The following is a 16,571-nucleotide window of genomic DNA, read 5'->3' as shown; positions in this document are numbered from 1 at the left end:
CGCGGCACGGCCGAGCGGGATGCCCGCTCACAGCAGCGCGCGATCACCGGTCACCTCCGCTGCACGTCCGGTGAACCGGCAGGGAACTCTTGGTCATGGGTTTCCCTGGACGGCCGTTCGAGAACGAAGGGCTGCCTAACATGAGGCGATCACGAACGGTACGAACCCGGGAGCTCGGGATGGTGTTGTCCGGCCTCAGCTGGAGGTCGTTGCGTCCCTGGACGGTCGTCGGAGTCGTCGTCGTATGCCTGGTTGCCGGAGTCCTGGCGCTCACCCATGACTCACGCCCCGCACACGCCGAGTCGGCCGGGCCGCGGCACACCACCGTGGAGGTGTCCCCCAGCCGCTGCGGCAGGGGGTGGAACGCGCCGACGCCCGGTGTCCAGGTCTTCGACCTGCACAACCCGACCGACGGCGCCGCCGAGGTGTTCCTGGAGGATCCGACGAGCCAGGCCGTCTACGGCGAGGTGGAGGACATCGGTCCGGGTACCACCCGGGAGCTGACGGTCCGTCTCGGCAAGGGCGCGTTCGCGTTCAAGTGCGTGCCCGACGACGCCGACGCGGTCACCGGGCCCACGGTCCGCATCAGCAAGGGGCGCAGCGGTCCGGCCGCCGCCCCGGTCACCGAGCACGACCTCATCCCGCCGGCGCTCGCCTACCAGAAGTGGATCGGCAGCGGTCTGTCCGACGTCGTACGGCTGACGACGGCGCTGCGGGACGCGATCGACCGCGGCGACCTCGCCGCCGCCCGCACCGCCTGGCTGCCCGCGCACCTGCAGTACGAGCGGATGGGCGCGGCGTACGACGCCTTCGGCGACGCGGACGGAGCGATCAACGGCACCGACGCGGGGCTGTCCGACGGGGTGCACGACAAGGACTTCACCGGGTTCCATCGTATCGAGTACGGGCTGTGGCACGGCGAGTCCGCCGGCGGCCTGCGCGGCCCGGCGGCCGGTCTGCTGAAGGCGGTCACCGCGCTGCGCGACGACTGGGCGCAGACCCGGATGGATCCCGCCCAGTTGGGGCTGCGGGCGCACGAGATCCTGGAGAACACGGTGCAGTTCGAGCTGACCGGCCGCACCGACTACGGCAGCGGCAGCAACCTCGCCACCGCCCGCGCCAACCTGGACGGCACGGTGGAGGTCATGTCCCGGCTGCATCCGCTGCTGGCCACCCGGTACGCCGGCCTGTCCGGCCTGGAGAACGAACTGGACCGGGCCGGGAAGACGTTGGACGGCTTCGAGCACGACGGCACCTGGACCCCGCTGGACCGGATCGGCCACCGGCAGCGCGAGAACGTCGACGCGGTTCTCGACGACCTGGTGGAGCGGCTGGCGGCGGTGGCGACCCTGTGCGATCCGCGGAGGACGGTGTGAGCAACGGTGAGTGACATGGAGAAGACCGGCGGAGTGGGCCGGCGCGGTTTCCTGCGCGGTGCGGCCCTCGCGGGTGCGGGGCTGGCCGCCGGAGGTGCGGCCGCCCCCGGCAGCGCGGACACCGCCGCCGGCACCACCACGGGCACACCTGCCGTCGCGCCCTTCCACGGCCCCCGCCAGCAGTCCGCGATCGCGACCCCGCGGCGCACGACCGTGTTCGCCTCCCTCGACGTCACCGCCGACAGCCGGACCGAACTGACCGATCTGCTGCACACGCTCACCGAGCGCGCCCGCTTCCTGACCTCGGGCGGCATCCCCGACCCGGTCGGCATCACCGCCCCGCCCGCCGACTCGGGCGTCCTCGGCGGGCAACTGCCGTCCGGGGCGCTGGCGGTGACCGTCGGCGTCGGCGCCTCGCTCTTCGACGACCGGTACGGGCTCAGCAGGCTGAGACCCCGTCGGCTCACGACCATGCCGGCCTTCCCCGACGACGACCTCAAGCCCGAATGGTGCCACGGCGACCTCAGTCTGCAACTCCACGCGGACGACACCGACACCGTGCTGCACGCCCTGCGCGACATCGCCCGGCACACCCGGGGCGGTATGCAGGTCCGCTGGCGGCTGGACGGCTTCAGCAGCCCGCCCCGCCCGTCCGGCACCCCGCGCAATCTGCTGGGCTTCAAGGACGGCACCGCCAACCCGGAGACCGGCAGCGCCCGCGAGATGGACCGGCTGGTGTGGGTCGGCAAGGACTCCGGCGAGCCTGACTGGGCGGTCGGCGGCAGCTATCAGGTGGTGCGGCTGATCCGGATGCTGGTGGAGTTCTGGGACCGGGTCTCCCTCAGCGAGCAGGAGCGGATGTTCGGGCGCTCCCGCGAGTCCGGGGCTCCGCTGGACGGCGACGCCGAGCACGACACGCCCGATTACGCCGACGATCCCAAGGGCGACGTCATCCCCTTGGACGCGCACATACGGCTCGCCAACCCGCGTACCACGGCCACCGCCGAGCAGCGGATCCTGCGCCGCGCCTACAACTACGACCGGGGCATGGACAGCAACGGCAACCTCGATATGGGCCTGCTGTTCAGCTGCTACCAGCAGGACCTGGCCCGGCAGTTCGAGACCGTGCAGAAACGGCTGGCCGGGGAGCCGTTGGTCGACTACGTCTCGCCGTTCGGCGGCGGCTACTTCTACGCCCTGCCCGGTGTGGCCGACAGGAACGACTGGTACGGACGCGCCCTCCTCACCTGAGCTTGTTCGAACAACTCCATGGCAATTCCGTAGCCCAATCGGTCAATACACAGTCAAGGTTTGCCCCAGCATCCCTGACCCGGTGTTCACTCGCACGCCATCATGGCTCCGCCGCGACGCCCGGCAGCGGGCGAAGCATCCCTGCCTGTACGACGCAGTGACGTTCATGCCCGGAGGGGAAGCAGCATGGCCAGCACAGGAAGACGAACGGCGATCAGGAGCCTCGGCGCTCTCGCGGGGGCCGCCGCACTCACGGTCCTCGGCGGCACCGCGCCCACCTGGGCCGCCGTACCCGCCGGGCACCACGGCGGCTCGTCGACCACGACGCCGATCAAGCACGTGGTCGTGCTGTTCGACGAGAACATCTCCTTCGACCACTACTTCGCGACCTACCCGAAGGCCGCGAACACCGACGGCACGAAGTTCACGGCGGCGAAGAACACGCCGAAGGACATCGACACCCTCACGCACGCCGGGCTGCTGACGAAGAACCCGAACCAGTACCTGCCCAAGCGGCTCACCTCGTCGCAGGCGATGACCTGCGACCAGAACCACTCCTACGGGCCCGAGCAGCTCGCCTACGACGGCGGCAAGGCCGACCAGTTCGTCCAGAACACCGAGGTCGACAAGTGCAGCGGCGGCCTGTTCGGCGAGCCCGGCCTGGTAATGGACTACTACGACGGCAACACGGTCACGGGGCTGTGGAACTACGCCCAGCACTACGCCCTCAACGACAAGTCGTACAGCTCGGTCTACGGCCCGTCCACGCCGGGTGCGCTCAACCTGGTCTCGGGTCAGACGCACGGCGCGATCTCCGTGGACCCGGTCACCGGCAAGCAGACCTCGACCCCCGACTCGTACGCCATCGCGTCCCCGAACGCCAAGGGTGTCGGCACGGTCATCAACGACCCCGACCCGGCCTTCGACGACTGCTCCGACAAGGACCACACCAGCACCAGCGCGCTGGCGGCGCTGCAGGGCAAGAACATCGGTGACCTGCTCAACACCAAGCACGTGACCTGGGGTTGGTTCCAGGGCGGCTTCCGTCCGTCCACGGCCTACAACGGCACGTCCGGCTCCTACGCCAAGTGCGACACCACGCACACCAACGTCGGCGGCGCCTCCGTGGTCGACTACAGCCCGCACCACAACCCGTTCTCGTACTACAAGTCGACGGCCAACCCGCACCACGTGGCGCCGAAGAACGTGAACGAGATCGGCCACAACGGCCAGGCGAACCACAACTACGACCTGACCGACTTCACCGCGGTCGCCAAGGCGGGCAAGCTCCCGGCCGTCAGCTTCCTCAAGGCCGGTGAGTACCAGGACGGTCACGCCGGTTACTCGGACCCGACCGACGAGCAGCACTTCCTGGTCAACGAGATCAACACCATCCAGAGCTCGCCGCAGTGGAAGTCCACCGCGATCGTCGTCGCCTACGACGACTCCGACGGCTGGTACGACCACGCGTACGTCAAGCCCCGCAACGGCTCCAAGGACAGCACGGTCGGCTCCAACGGCAAGGCCCTGGACAGCGCGGCCTGCCAGTCCGGCCCTGCCGCGTCCGGCGGCTACGCCGACCGCTGCGGCCCCGGCACCCGGCAGCCGCTGCTGGTCATCTCGCCGTACAGCAAGGTGAACAAGGTCGACCACACCCTGACCAACCAGGCCTCGATCACGCAGTTCGTCGAGAACAACTGGCGCACCGGCCGCATCGGCGACCGCTCCTTCGACGCCACCGCGGGCTCGCTGTCCGGCATGTTCGACTTCCGGCACCCGAACAACAAGCAGGTGCTGCTGAACTCGGACGGCTCCGTCAAGTCGGTGGGCCCGATCCACCACGTCGCCCCGGTCAGCACGCAGATCACGCCGGGCCCGGCGATGGTGAACACGGCCGCCACCACCGGCTCCGGCCAGTTCCCCACCCTCCCGGTGAGCCTCGGTACGGCCGCCCTCCTGGCCGCCGGCGCCACGGGCACGTACCTGACGCTGCGCCGCAAGCAGCGCACCGCCGCCTGACGTCACCCCCTGTCTGACCCGCTCGGCACGGTCCTCCTCCCCGGACCGTGCCGAGCGGCATGTCCGCCGCCGGATCCCGGGAAACTCCCCGCCGGCCCTTTTCCGGGCCCGGGACGCTCGTTACGCTCCGGTTCCACCACAGCCTCGACGACGAGGCCGGAAGGGGACGCCGGATGGGCCTGGGCGCGATCGACCTCAATCTCCTGGTGGCGCTGGAAGCGCTCCTGGAGGAAAAGAACGTCACACACGCCGGCAGTCGCCTGTCCATCAGCCAGTCCGCGATGAGCGGCTCCCTCGCCCGGCTGCGGAGGCATTTCAAGGACGATCTGCTGGTGCGTGTGGGCCGTGACTACGAACTCACGGCACTCGCCGAACAGCTGCTCCCGGTCATCCAGGCGTGCCTCCACAGGGCCGAGGAGGCACTGTCGCTCACGCGCCGCTTCGACCCCGCGGACAGCGAGCAGCAGTTCTCCGTCGTGATGTCCGACTACGTCATGACGGTGCTCGTGGAGCCGCTGCTGCGGGCCATCACGCAGGAGGCGCCCGGGGTCCGGCTCGACGTGCTCCCGCTCGTCCCCGGCCGGCCGGAGTCGGAGTCGAACCTGCGCTGCCACGACCTGACGATCGTGCCGCTCGGTTTCCATCTGCCCGGGGTCAGCGAGGCCGTGATGCGCGACCGGTTCGTGTGCATCGTCGACCCCGGCAACCCGCGCCTGGCCAAGGGCCGGCTCACCCTGCGCGACCTGGCCGAGATGCCGCACGCCGCCTCCGCCTTCGGCAAGCAGCTCACGCACGCCGACCGGCAGCTGGAGACCCTCGGCGTCACACCGCACGTACAGGTGAGCGCGCCCGGCTTCGCGACGCTGCCGTTCCTGGTCGGCGGCACGGACCTGGTGGCGCTGGTGCCCGAGCTGCTGGCCCGCCACTACGCCGGCTTCGCGCGCTGCGTCGCCGTGCCGACCCCGTTCCCGGAGGTACCGCTGGTCGAGGCCATGTACTGGCACCACAACCGGCACGCCGACCCAGCGCACCGCTGGCTGCGCGAGACCGTACGCAGGGTCGCGGCCTCCCTGGGCGACGCCTGCGATCCGTTCGGCCAGGAGAGCACCGAGGACGGGCAGCGGGTGCTCCGGAAGCTGTCCGCGGCCTCCTGAACCGGCGGCGGAGCAGAGCGCGGGAACTCCGCGTACGGCATGGCCGGAATGTTTTCACCCTTTCGGGCGGAACGGGGCATTCATGGAACTTCGGCGATGCGTCAGGAGTCCTGTGGGGTGAAGGAACAGGACCACAGAACACACGGGGGTGTTCGTACCTTGACCGACATCATCGAGAGGATCACCGGGAGCGGCGCGGAGCAAGCGGCACCGGCTCCGGAGGAACTGGCGCCGTACGTCACGCCGTTGCCCGTCCCGCCCGTGCTGCGACTCGGCACCGGCGACGTGCTGCGCGAGACACAGATCGCCCTGCGCCCGACCTGGGTGCGTGTGCACCCGCAGCTCCCGCCGACCCTGATGTGGGGGTACGACGGGCAGGTGCCGGGCCCGACCGTCGAGGTGCGCCGCGGGCAGCGCGTGCGGATCGCCTGGACCAACCGGATCCCCAAGGGCAGTGAGTATCCGGTCACTTCGGTGGAGGTGCCGCTGCGCACGGACGGCCGTCCGCAGGCGAGCACCGAACCGGGCCGCGAGGGCGTCGAGCCGGACAAGGACGTCGCCGCCCTGCCCGCCTGGACGGTGACCCACCTGCACGGAGCCCAGACCGGCGGGGGCAACGACGGCTGGGCGGACAACGCCGTCGGCTTCGGCGACGCCCAGCTCTCGGAGTACCCGAACGACCACCAGGCGGTGCAATGGTGGTACCACGACCACGCCATGAACATCACCCGGTGGAACGTGCACACGGGCCTGTACGGCACCTACCTCGTCCGTGACGACGAGGAGGACGCGCTCGGCCTGCCGTGCGGGGAGCGGGAGATCCCGCTGCTGCTCGCCGACCGCAACCTGGACACCGACGAGGACGGCCGGCTCAACGGACGGCTGCTGCACAAGACAGTGGTCGTCCAGCAGCAGAACCCGGAGACGGGCAAGCCGGTCTCCATCCCGTTCACCGGGCCGTACACGACGGTCAACGGCCGTATCTGGCCGTACGCGGAGGTGACCGACGCCTGGTACCGCTTCCGGCTCGTCAACGCGTCCAACGCGCGTATCTTCGAACTCGTCCTGGTCGACGAGGACGGCAACCCGGTCCCCGGCGTCATGCACCAGATCGGCAGCGACGGCGGACTGCTGCCCCGGCCAGTCCCGGTCGACTTCGACGGCGCGCTGCCGACGCTGACCGTGGCCCCGGCCGAGCGGTTCGACCTGCTCGTCGACTTCCGGGGCCTCGGGGGGAAGAAGCTCCGGCTGGTCAACAAGGGCCGCAACCAGGCGCCGGGGGTGCCCGACCCCGCGGGTGACGTGCGCTACCCGGCGGTCATGGAGTTCCGGGTCGACTGCGACGGCGGGACGGACGCCTTCGAGCTGCCCGAGGTGCTCTCCGGCTCCTTCCGCCGGCTCACGCACGACATCCCGCACGGTCACCGGCTGATCGTGCTCACCCCGCCCGCCACCAAGGGCGCCGGCGGACACCCGGAGATCTGGGAGATGACCGAGGTCACCGACCCCGGCTCCGTCCAGGTCCCCGCCGAGGGTGTCATCCAGCTCACCGGAGCCGACGGCACGACGAAGACGTACCGGAGCACCTCCCGGACCTTCAACGACGCCCTGGGCTTCACCATCGCCGAGGGCTCCTACGAGCAGTGGAGCTTCCTCAACCTCGCGCCGATCACCCACCCGATGCACATCCATCTGGCCGACTTCCAGCTGCTGGGCCGCGACGCCTACGACGTCTCCGGCTTCGACCCGGCGGTGGGCGGCACGGTCAAGCCGATCTCCTTCGACGCGGCGACACAGCTCCCCCTGGCTCCGAACGAGCTGGGGTACAAGGACGTCTTCCGGGTGCCGGGCGGTCAGGTCCTGCGGGTGATGGGCAGGTTCGACGGCGCGTACGGCCGGTTCATGTACCACTGCCATCTCCTCGAACACGAGGACATGGGCATGATGCGGCCCTTCGTCGTGATGCCCGAGGAGGCGATGAAGTTCGACCACGGCGCGGCGCACGACGGCCACGGTGAGGGGCACACCGGCTGACCCGGGACGCGGTCCGAGCCCTCGGGCCGTGGACGGTGACAGACTCCGGCTTTCCCCATGTCAGAGGTCTGTCACCGGCCTCGTCCTGAGCGCGCCCGCCCTGAAGGGACCGCACGGCATGCCTCGGCTCACCGAGCTGGCAGGGCAACTGGCCTCCGGACCGAATTTCGCAACGGGGGCCACGACCGGGAGGGCGGTCCGCCCCAGCAGAGCGTGATCTGGGTGACGGCCACCGAGGACGGAATCGCCTTCTCCACGGTCGAGGGCCGCGTCAAGCACCTCAACCTGATGCGTGATCCGCGTGCCAGCGTACTGATCATCGCCCACGACAACCCGTACCGGTACGCGGGCCGCCGCCCGCCCCTGGCAGGAGACCGCGACCAACCCCCGGCTCGTCGTCACCGTCCGGGCGGACCACATCATCGAGCACGACACCTGACGCCTCCCTCGGGCACGGAGCACGTCGAAGGCGACCGTTATCGTGGGGACGACGGCGTCGTCGAGGCAGAGGAACACGATGGACAGCGAAACCGGCCCCGGCTCCCGGTCCGCCGAGAACGACGCGGAGGCCGACCGGGTGCTGGCCACCGCCCTGCCGCTGGTCACCGGGATCCAGGCGACGTTCGGCCGGATCTGCGAGGTCGTCCTGCATGACTTCCGGCGCGGGGACCACTCGGTGGTCGCGGTCGCCGGCGACGTGACGCACCGCAAGGTGGGCTCCCCGATGAGCGCGATCGGGCTGTCGCTGCTACGACAGGCAGAGGCGGCCGCGGACAAGCTCAACTACGTGACACGCCTGCCCGACGGCCGGGTCATGAAGTCGTCGACGATGCTGCTGCGCCTCGCCGACGGCACGGTGACGGGCGCGCTCTGCATCAACCTGGACGTGACGCAGCTGCGGATGTCGTCGATGCTGCTGAGCGAGGTCATAGGCGACAGCGGCGAGGCGACCGCCTCGGAACCGCAGCCCGTCACCTTCGGCAGTGACGCGGAGACCGTCATCGAGTCGGTGCTCGCCGAGGTCGAGGCACAACTGGGCAAGCCCCTGACCCAGCTCGCCACCGCCGAATGGCTGTCGGTGTTCAAGACCCTCGACGAGCGCGGGGTCTTCCAGCTTCGTCGGGCGGTGCCGATGCTGGCCGGCCGACTGGGGATGTCGCGCGCGTCCGTCTACAACCACATCGGCAGGCTGCGCGACGAGACCCCCTCCAACTCCTAGAGCGAGCGGGCCGGATCGGGCCGTTTCGCCAGGAGCGTCCAAGTACCCATATGGCCGAGTAGGAGCAGGCCGATCGACGAGCGTCCGGCCTTCGCGCAGTTGCTGCGGCACCATCGCCGTACGGCCCGGCTGACCCTGGAGCAGCTCGCCCAGGCCTCGGGAGTCGTGCCCCGACCCTGTCGGACATCGAGCGCGGCCGGAGCAAGGGTCCCCAGCACCGCACGGTGACCGCCGTCGCGGACGCGCTCTCCCTGTCGTACGACGCCCGTAGGCAACTCCTCTAACTCCCCCTGTCTGTCGACGACTTCACCGGTCGCGCTGCCGAACTGGCCTGGATCAAGGGTCTCGGGCACGGCGAACCCGCGCCCGGGGCCGCAGTGGTGGGGCTGATCACCGGCTCAGCCGGGCTGGGGAAGACCACGTTCGCCATCCGCGCCACGCACGCGGCGCGGGCGGGGTTTCCCGACGGGGTGCTGTTCCTCAATCTGTTCGGCATGTCCCGGCGGCCCCTCGCTGTCGACGACGCCCCGAGGCTGCTGCTCGGTGCGCTCGGCCACGCGGCGGTGTACGCCCGGTTCGGGAACAACCCCCGTTCCTCCACTCCTGCCCGTTGGGGAAGCATCTCCCGTCAGCCGGACATGGACGGGCGCGGGACGGCCCTGACCAGCGGCCGTCCCACGCCCGAATGATGGAACCCTTTCGGTCAGCCCTCGATGCGGTGGGTGGTCCAGAACGACGTCAGGTCCGTGCTGGTGGCCGCCTGGGCCGCCGCCTTGAACTCGGCGGTGGTCGAGACCCCGTACCAGTGCGAACTGGCGTAGCTCTTCAGGAGGTTGGTCATGGCGGTGTCGCCGATGAGGCGGCGCAGGTCGTGCAGGGCGCACTTGCCGTAGCCGTAGACGACGGTGGAGTAGCGGGAGGAGTGGGCGTCCCAGTACGCCATCGAGTTGGTGATCTTCTCCGCCGACGACGCCCAGGACACGCTGTTCCAGCAGTTGGTGCCGGACAGTCCCTGCGCGAGGTCGGTGGCGTAGTCGGTGAACGCCTCGTCCAGCCACGGGCTGTTGTACTCGTCGTCGCCGACGATGCCGTACCACCACTGGTGGCCGATCTCGTGGGTGAGCGCGGTGGTGCTGACGAGGTCGAGGACGAAGCCCGGGTACTCCATGCCGCCGAACCAGAAGTTGTTGTCGATGACCGCGTCCAACTCGCCGTAGGGGTAGGCCCCGAAGCGGCCGGCGTGCGCGTCGACGGCCGACTTGGCGGTGGTGAGCATCGACTGGGCGCTGGAGGAGCTGATGCCCGAGACGGAGTAGATGTTGATCGGGACGCCGCCGGGGGAGGTGCCGGAGATCTTGCTGAACGGCCCGGCCGCCCAGGCGAAGTCACGGACCTTGGAGGCCGTCGCGGTGGTGACGGTACGGCCGCTGGTCCCGGGGGTGTCGACCGAGGTGCCGGTCGCCGGGACCAGGAGGCTGGTGGGGTGGTCCAGGGTCACCTTGAAGTCGGCGGCGAGGGAGTAGAAGGACTCGCCGTTGTTGGTGTACGGGTCCAGGTGCCAGCCGGAGCCGTCCCGGACCGCGAGGACGGGCAGGGCGTTGCCGATCATGCTGAAGGCGCCGTCGTAGCCGAAGCGGTCGGCGCCGCTGGGGACGGTGATGCCCAGGTCGAAGCCGATCGTGGTGCTCTGGCCCTGGGCCAGCGGTGTCGGCAGGGCGACCTCCAGCGCGGTGCAGGCGACCGAGAGCGCGCCCGCGGTGCCGCCCGTGACGTTGCTGACCGTGATCGGCGGGGCCGAGCAGGTGCCGTGGTAGTTGTCCCACAGCCTGAGGTAGACCTCGCTGAGCGCGGTCGCGGAGGCGTTGGTGAAGCTCACGCTCTCGTGTCCGGTCCAGCCGGTGCCGCTGGAGTTGCTGGTCAGGCTGACGGTGTACGAGGGCGACGCCGGGGTGCGGGTGGTGTCGCCCGGGGTGGTGGCGGCCGAGGTGTCCAGGGCGAGGTCGTCCAGGACGAAGCTCGTCTGGAGGCTGGAGTCCTCGGTGCCGGTGAAGGCGACGGTCACCGTCTGCCCGGCGAACGCCGAGACGTCGAACGACTTCTGGACGAAGCCGGTGTTCTTGTCGAGGTTGGAGTAGGTCGCCAGCGTGGTGCTGCCGATCTTCGCGGTGAGCTTGTCGTACGCCGTCGAGCTGGTCGTCTCGGCGGTGTCGATGTGCATCCAGAAGGTCAGGGTGGCCGAGCACCCGGACGGGATGGTCACGCTCTGCGAGAGCGTGTCGGTGTGGGTGGCGCCGGTGCCGTCCAGCCAGGCGAAGCTGGTGCCACCGTGGGCGGACTGGCCGGAGCGGCTGGTGATCACACTGGTCGACGACTGCGTCCAGGGTGAAGTGCCGCTCTCGAAGCCGCCGTTGGTGATCAGCTGGGACGGGGTGCAGGCCGCCTGGTCGGCGGCCGACGCCGTACTTCCGGGGAGCAGGGCCGCGGTGAGTGCCGCGATGGCCGACGCGATGGTCACGAAGGCCTTGTGGGGGGTCGATCTCACACGAAACTCCTTTACGCCGGCCGGGATTCCGGCCTGCTCGGAGACCGCCCGCCCGGCTGGGGTGCGCCGGGGAGCGGTCACGGGTCACGCGCTACGAAGTGGTGCGAGTCGGAAGCCTGACAGATTTGACCAGGCCATGTCACTAAGGGATTACCCGCGCGTCAGCTGTGGTCCGCGCAGCACGGAGTCGGATCGGGGACCTCGAAGGGAGCCAGCAGGCCGCCCGCCGCCGGGACCAGGGCGAGGGTGAGGGTGCCGTCGCGCCACTCCGGGCGTACGTGGTTCTGGGTCAGCACCTCGGCGTCGGCCGGGAGTTCGGCGGCCGGGGCACCGAGCACGACCAGGCGCTCGATGGCGGTGCGGTCGAGCAGGTCCGCGACGGTGACCGTGCCGGTCAGGTGTGCCACGCCGGGGTAGACCACCGCGCGGCCGGAGGTGGGGGGCGCGAGCGCCGCCCGGCGGGCGGCGGCCACCGCGTCGTCCGGGCCGTGGACGCGGTCGGCCAGGACGAGGCCGGTGCCCTCCGGCAGCCTGGCCGGCAGCTCCCGCCACACCGCGTCCGGGTCCGGGACGCCGAGCGACACCGCCGTACCCCGGCGGTCGTCGGTGCGGTGGAGGTGGGTGCAGGCGAACACATCGTCGGTGAGCGCCAGTTGTCCCAGCAGCTCGTGGATGAGGTGATCGGCCTCCCGCAGGGTCACCGTACCGGCGTCCACCCCGATGACGGAGCGGACGCCGGACGGGTCGTGCGGTGTGCTCATGCGGGCAGGACCCACATCGGGTTGGAGTAGAACCAGAGGTCCTTCCACGGGTCCGCGTCGCCGAGGACGTCGATGGCCGGGCCCGCCGGGTCCACGGCGGCACCGTTGATGCCGACCGCCGAGCGGTTGCCGTCGGTGCCGCGCAGCCGGACGTAGGCCGGCTTGTCGAGGCGGCCGAGGGAGTAGCTCAGCCGGACCGTGCCGGTGGACTTGTTGACCTCGAAGGACTTCACGACCTTGGTGGCGGGCGTGGCGAAGGTGTCCTTGTCGGAGACCGCTCCGGTGACATCGCCCTGGATGACGTCGACACGGGCCAGGGTGGGCACGAACTGGGCCCAGTTGGGGCCGTTCGCAAGACTGATCTCGATGACGAGGTCGACCTGGCTGCCCTTGCGGACGTGCAGCACGTCACCGAGGGTCACGGCCCGGTAGCCGGAGCGGAGCTGGGCGTTGAGGCCGCTGATCAGGCCGCCGTGGTCGACCCAGACGCGGCCGGCCCGGATGCCGTCCATGACCGCCTGGTACGAGAACGAGGCGGAACCGACGTGGGTGCGGGAGTACTGGCCGGGCCAGAAGTCGGTGTCGGTGAGGCTGATGGCACCGCCGTAGACCGGGTCGTCGTAGCGGCCGTTGGCGTTGAAGTCGCTGTTCGGGCCGCGCACGGCGGTGTCGGCGTACACGTTGTGGGAGTCGGAGTTGGCCGTGATCCACCAGGGCTTGCCCTCGGCGAGCAGGCTGTCCCACAGGCCGCCGACAGTGGCGGTCATCCAGTCGAAGCCGCCCCAGGTGCGGTAGCTCTCCAGGGGGTAGCCGGCGAAGGAGTCGGCGCTCGGGCTGTTGTCGTAGATGCCGCGCGCGGAGCCGGGACCGTTCGGCTTGGGCAGGCCGCCCGCCTGGTGGCCGGGGGCGCCCTCCATACCGACGGCGATCGACGGCTGGGCGTCGCGCCAGGCGCGGATCTCGTGCGGGGAGTCGATGCCCTTGCGCGCCGGGTGGTTGGCGAGGAACAGCGCGTCCTTGACCTTGCGGCGCTGGACCTGCTCGGCGAGGAAGTTGAGGCCGGAGATGGCCAGCGCCTCGTTGGCGGGGGTGCTCGCGGAGGCGCCCTTGACCGAGCCGTCGAAGGAGGTCTCGAACTCCTTGAGGACGGCGACCTCGTTCTTGCCGGGGTGGACGAAGACGGTGCCGTGCTCGGCGGCCGGGATGTTCCACTCCAGGCCCTGGAAGACCAGCGTGTCGTCGATCTGGTCGCGGGCCGCGACGATGTCCGGGTTGACCTTCTCGACACCGATCTTGGCGTGGGTCTCACTGCCGTGGTCGGTGATGACCATCCAGTCCAGGCCGTGCGCGTTGCCCTGCCGGACGTGGTCGATGACCCGGTACTTGGCGTCGGAGCTGTGCTGGGTGTGGATGTGGTGGTCGCCGGCCAGCCACAGGTAGCCGGCGGACCGGCCGCCGCCGTGGGAAAGCGAGGCGGAGGTGGCCGCCGCGGCCTGGCCGGCGCCGCCGAGGACGCTGCCGGCGGCGAGGCCCGCGCCGAGCAGGCCGGTGCGGCGCAGCATCGAACGCCGGGAGAGCTGACCGGGCGTCAGCTCCTCGTCGGGGACGGACAGATCGAGGGCGGGCGGCAGCGACGAGGCGTCGGCGCCGTCCGTGTGGTGGTGATGGTGGTGGTGACCGTGATCGTGTCTGTGACCGTGACTCATGCTCGGATCTCCCGCTGGCGGCCTGGACGAGGGGTGGGTCAGGACGTGCAGAGTCTGCGAAGGCCATATGAACAGCGGGAGTCGAGGTCATGGTGGGGTAAAGAACCGCCGATGTGCAGCAAACTACGGGCAGTTGGACCGTAAAGCCCGCACCCGCAAAGCAAAGCCCCCGTACACGCACGGACGCCCGGGCCGGCCGGTGAGGGCCGGCCCGGGCGTCCTGCGCCGGGCTCGCGCTGTCGGGCTCGCTGTGTCAGCCGGGCCGGACGGCTCAGACCAGGTCGAACCGGTCCGCGTCGGCGACCTTCGTCCAGGCGGCGACGAAGTCCTTCACGAACTTCTCCTTGGCGTCGTCACTCGCGTAGACCTCGGCCACCGCACGCAGCTCGGAGTTGGAGCCGAAGACCAGGTCGGCACGGGTGCCGGTCCACTTCACGGCGCCGCTCGCGTCGCGGCCCTCGAAGGTGGACTGGTCCTCGGAGGTCGACTTCCAGGTCGTGCCCATGTCGAGCAGGTTGACGAAGAAGTCGTTGGTCAGCACGCCCGGGGTCTCGGTGAGGACACCGTGCTTCGAACCGCCCTGGTTGGCACCGAGGACGCGCAGACCGCCGACCAGGACGGTCAGCTCGGGGGCGCTCAGGCCGAGCAGGTTGGCGCGGTCGAGCAGCAGGTACTCGGCGGGCAGGCGGTTGCCCTTGCCGAGGTAGTTGCGGAAGCCGTCCGAGGTCGGCTCCAGGGCCGCGAAGGACTCGGCGTCCGTGTGCTCGTCGGTCGCGTCGACACGGCCCGGGGTGAAGGGCACCTCGACGTCGACACCGGCGTCCTTGGCGGCCTTCTCCACCGCGGCGGCACCGCCGAGGACGATCAGGTCGGCCAGGGAGACCTTCTTGGCACCGGTGTTGAACTCCCGCTGGACGCTCTCCAGGACGCGCAGGACCTGGGCGAGCTGGTCGGGGTCGTTGGCCTCCCAGCCGCGCTGCGGCTCCAGGCGGATCCGGGCGCCGTTGGCACCGCCGCGCTTGTCGCTGCCGCGGTACGTCGAGGCCGACGCCCAGGCGGTGGAGACCAGCTGCGAGACCGTGAGGCCGGAGTCGAGGAGCTTGGCCTTGAGGGCCGTGACGTCGGCGGCGTCGATGACCTCGCCCTCGGCCTCGGGCAGCGGGTCCTGCCAGATCAGCGTCTCCGCCGGGACCTCCGGGCCGAGGTAGAGGGACTTCGGGCCCATGTCACGGTGGGTCAGCTTGTACCAGGCGCGGGCGAAGGCGTCCGCGAAGACCTCCGGGTTCTCGTGGAACCGGCGGGAGATGGGCTCGTAGATCGGGTCGAAGCGCAGCGACAGGTCGGTGGTGAGCATCGTCGGGAGCTTCTTCTTCGACGCATCGTGCGCGTCGGGGATGATCGCCTCGGCGTCCTTGGCCACCCACTGCTTGGCGCCGGCCGGAGACTCGGTCAGCTCCCACTCGTAGCCGAAGAGGATGCCGAAGAAATCGTTGCTCCACTGGGTCGGCTTGGTGGTCCAGGTGACCTCCAGGCCGCTGGTGATCGCGTCGCCGGCCTTGCCGCTGCCGTAGGTGCTCTTCCAGCCCAGGCCCTGCTGCTCGATCGGCGCACCCTCGGGCTCGGCGCCCACGTTCTCCGCGGGGCCGGCGCCGTGGGTCTTGCCGAAGGTGTGGCCACCGGCGATGAGGGCGACGGTCTCCTCGTCGTTCATCGCCATCCGGCGGAACGTCTCGCGGATGTCGCGGGCCGCGGCGATCGGGTCCGGGTTGCCGTTGGGGCCCTCCGGGTTGACGTAGATCAGGCCCATCTGGACGGCGCCCAGCGGGTTCTCCAGGTCACGGTCGCCGGTGTAGCGCTGGTCGTCGAGCCAGACCTTCTCGGGGCCCCAGTAGACGTCGTCCTCCGGCTCCCAGACGTCCTCGCGGCCGCCGCCGAAGCCGAAGGTCTCGAAGCCCATCGACTCCAGGGCCACGTTGCCGGTGAGGATCATGAGGTCGGCCCAGGAGATGGCCTGGCCGTACTTCTTCTTGACCGGCCACAGCAGACGGCGCGCCTTGTCCAGGTTGCCGTTGTCCGGCCAGCTGTTGAGCGGGGCGAAGCGCTGCTGGCCCGCACCGGCGCCACCGCGGCCGTCGGAGATGCGGTAGGTGCCCGCACTGTGCCAGGCCATGCGGATCATCAGCGGGCCGTAGTTGCCGAAGTCGGCCGGCCACCAGTCCTGCGAGGTGGTGAGCACCTCGGCGATGTCCCGTTTCACGGCCGCGAGGTCGAGGGCCTGGAACGCCTCGGCGTAGTCGAAGCCCTCACCGAGCGGGTTCGCGACGGCGGGGTTCTTGGCAAGGATCTTCAGGTTGAGCCCCTCGGGCCACCACTGGCGGTTGCCGCCGCCCTGCGTGGGGTGCGGGGCGCGGTCGTGCGCGACCGGGCACTGGCCCGCGGCGTTCTCCTGGGTCTCAGACATGGGGGAAATCCTTCCGGAATGGGCGGATCAAGGTACTCAGGAACTGCG

General features: G+C 70.3%; 11 protein-coding genes and 1 pseudogene. 8 read left to right on the top strand and 4 right to left on the bottom strand.

Annotation, left to right across the window (positions count from 1 at the left end):
* Nucleotides 1-179: 179 nt before the first annotated feature.
* From EDD90_RS49060 to EDD90_RS49025, 8 genes and pseudogenes are all read left to right on the top strand, one after another.
* A complete protein-coding gene (locus EDD90_RS49060; RefSeq protein ID WP_123979483.1) occupies nt 180-1,376 on the top strand; it encodes an EfeM/EfeO family lipoprotein in 1,197 nt (398 codons plus the stop codon).
* Nucleotides 1,377-1,391: 15 nt separating this feature from the next.
* Nucleotides 1,392-2,627 (top strand): iron uptake transporter deferrochelatase/peroxidase subunit, encoded by a 1,236-nt coding sequence (gene efeB / locus EDD90_RS49055; RefSeq protein ID WP_123979481.1) that lies wholly within the window; start codon nt 1,392-1,394, stop codon nt 2,625-2,627.
* A gap of 186 nt (nt 2,628-2,813) precedes the next feature.
* Nucleotides 2,814-4,646 carry a phospholipase C gene (locus EDD90_RS49050; RefSeq protein WP_185149492.1) on the top strand — a complete coding sequence of 611 codons (1,833 nt, stop codon included), beginning with the start codon at nt 2,814-2,816 and terminating at the stop codon, nt 4,644-4,646.
* A 173-nt stretch (nt 4,647-4,819) separates the two neighbouring features.
* Complete coding sequence (locus tag EDD90_RS49045) at nt 4,820-5,800, top strand: LysR family transcriptional regulator (protein WP_123979480.1); 981 nt, start codon at nt 4,820-4,822, stop codon at nt 5,798-5,800.
* A gap of 159 nt (nt 5,801-5,959) precedes the next feature.
* On the top strand, nt 5,960-7,834 hold the full coding sequence (phsA, locus tag EDD90_RS49040) for an O-aminophenol oxidase PhsA (protein ID WP_123979479.1): 1,875 nt from the start codon (nt 5,960-5,962) through the stop codon (nt 7,832-7,834).
* Between the two features lie 57 nt (nt 7,835-7,891).
* Nucleotides 7,892-8,173, top strand: a pseudogene (locus EDD90_RS58035) (pyridoxamine 5'-phosphate oxidase family protein); the annotation flags it as partial.
* A 178-nt stretch (nt 8,174-8,351) separates the two neighbouring features.
* Nucleotides 8,352-9,053 (top strand): transcriptional regulator, encoded by a 702-nt coding sequence (locus tag EDD90_RS49030; protein WP_123979477.1) that lies wholly within the window; start codon nt 8,352-8,354, stop codon nt 9,051-9,053.
* Between the two features lie 380 nt (nt 9,054-9,433).
* On the top strand, nt 9,434-9,742 hold the full coding sequence (locus EDD90_RS49025) for a hypothetical protein (RefSeq protein WP_123979476.1): 309 nt from the start codon (nt 9,434-9,436) through the stop codon (nt 9,740-9,742).
* A 14-nt stretch (nt 9,743-9,756) separates the two neighbouring features.
* Here EDD90_RS49025 and EDD90_RS49020 read toward each other — a convergent pair whose 3' ends face one another.
* The 4 genes from EDD90_RS49020 to katG all read right to left on the bottom strand — a co-directional run bounded on the left by EDD90_RS49020 (nt 9,757) and on the right by katG (nt 16,523).
* Nucleotides 9,757-11,595 carry a M1 family aminopeptidase gene (locus tag EDD90_RS49020; RefSeq protein ID WP_123979475.1) on the bottom strand — a complete coding sequence of 613 codons (1,839 nt, stop codon included), beginning with the start codon at nt 11,593-11,595 and terminating at the stop codon, nt 9,757-9,759.
* A gap of 161 nt (nt 11,596-11,756) precedes the next feature.
* Complete coding sequence (locus EDD90_RS49015; RefSeq protein WP_123979474.1) at nt 11,757-12,356, bottom strand: hypothetical protein; 600 nt, start codon at nt 12,354-12,356, stop codon at nt 11,757-11,759.
* A complete protein-coding gene (locus EDD90_RS49010; protein WP_123979473.1) occupies nt 12,353-14,062 on the bottom strand; it encodes a histidinol-phosphatase in 1,710 nt (569 codons plus the stop codon). Before EDD90_RS49010 ends, EDD90_RS49015 begins: the two co-directional genes overlap by 4 nt.
* Before the next feature lie 271 nt (nt 14,063-14,333).
* Nucleotides 14,334-16,523, bottom strand: coding sequence for a catalase/peroxidase HPI (gene katG / locus EDD90_RS49005; protein WP_123979472.1), 2,190 nt, complete (start codon nt 16,521-16,523; stop codon nt 14,334-14,336).
* Nucleotides 16,524-16,571: the final 48 nt, after the last annotated feature.

The organism is Streptomyces sp. Ag109_O5-1 (assembly GCF_003814875.1).
GTDB lineage: Bacteria > Actinomycetota > Actinomycetes > Streptomycetales > Streptomycetaceae > Streptomyces > Streptomyces sasae.
Note: the sequence above shows the minus strand (reverse complement) of the source record. Positions and strands in the feature narration are given on the sequence as shown.

Excerpts from the sequence above, each read along its gene's own strand:
- EDD90_RS49030 (WP_123979477.1), top strand. The coding sequence starts at position 8,352 with ATGGACAGCGAAACCGGCCCCGGCTCCCGGTCCGCCGAGAACGACGCG.
- efeB (WP_123979481.1), top strand. The coding sequence starts at position 1,392 with ATGGAGAAGACCGGCGGAGTGGGCCGGCGCGGTTTCCTGCGCGGTGCG.
- EDD90_RS49010 (WP_123979473.1), bottom strand. The coding sequence starts at position 14,062 with ATGAGTCACGGTCACAGACACGATCACGGTCACCACCACCATCACCAC.
- EDD90_RS49045 (WP_123979480.1), top strand. The coding sequence starts at position 4,820 with ATGGGCCTGGGCGCGATCGACCTCAATCTCCTGGTGGCGCTGGAAGCG.
- katG (WP_123979472.1), bottom strand. The coding sequence starts at position 16,523 with ATGTCTGAGACCCAGGAGAACGCCGCGGGCCAGTGCCCGGTCGCGCAC.
- EDD90_RS49015 (WP_123979474.1), bottom strand. The coding sequence starts at position 12,356 with ATGAGCACACCGCACGACCCGTCCGGCGTCCGCTCCGTCATCGGGGTG.
- EDD90_RS49050 (WP_185149492.1), top strand. The coding sequence starts at position 2,814 with ATGGCCAGCACAGGAAGACGAACGGCGATCAGGAGCCTCGGCGCTCTC.
- EDD90_RS49060 (WP_123979483.1), top strand. The coding sequence starts at position 180 with ATGGTGTTGTCCGGCCTCAGCTGGAGGTCGTTGCGTCCCTGGACGGTC.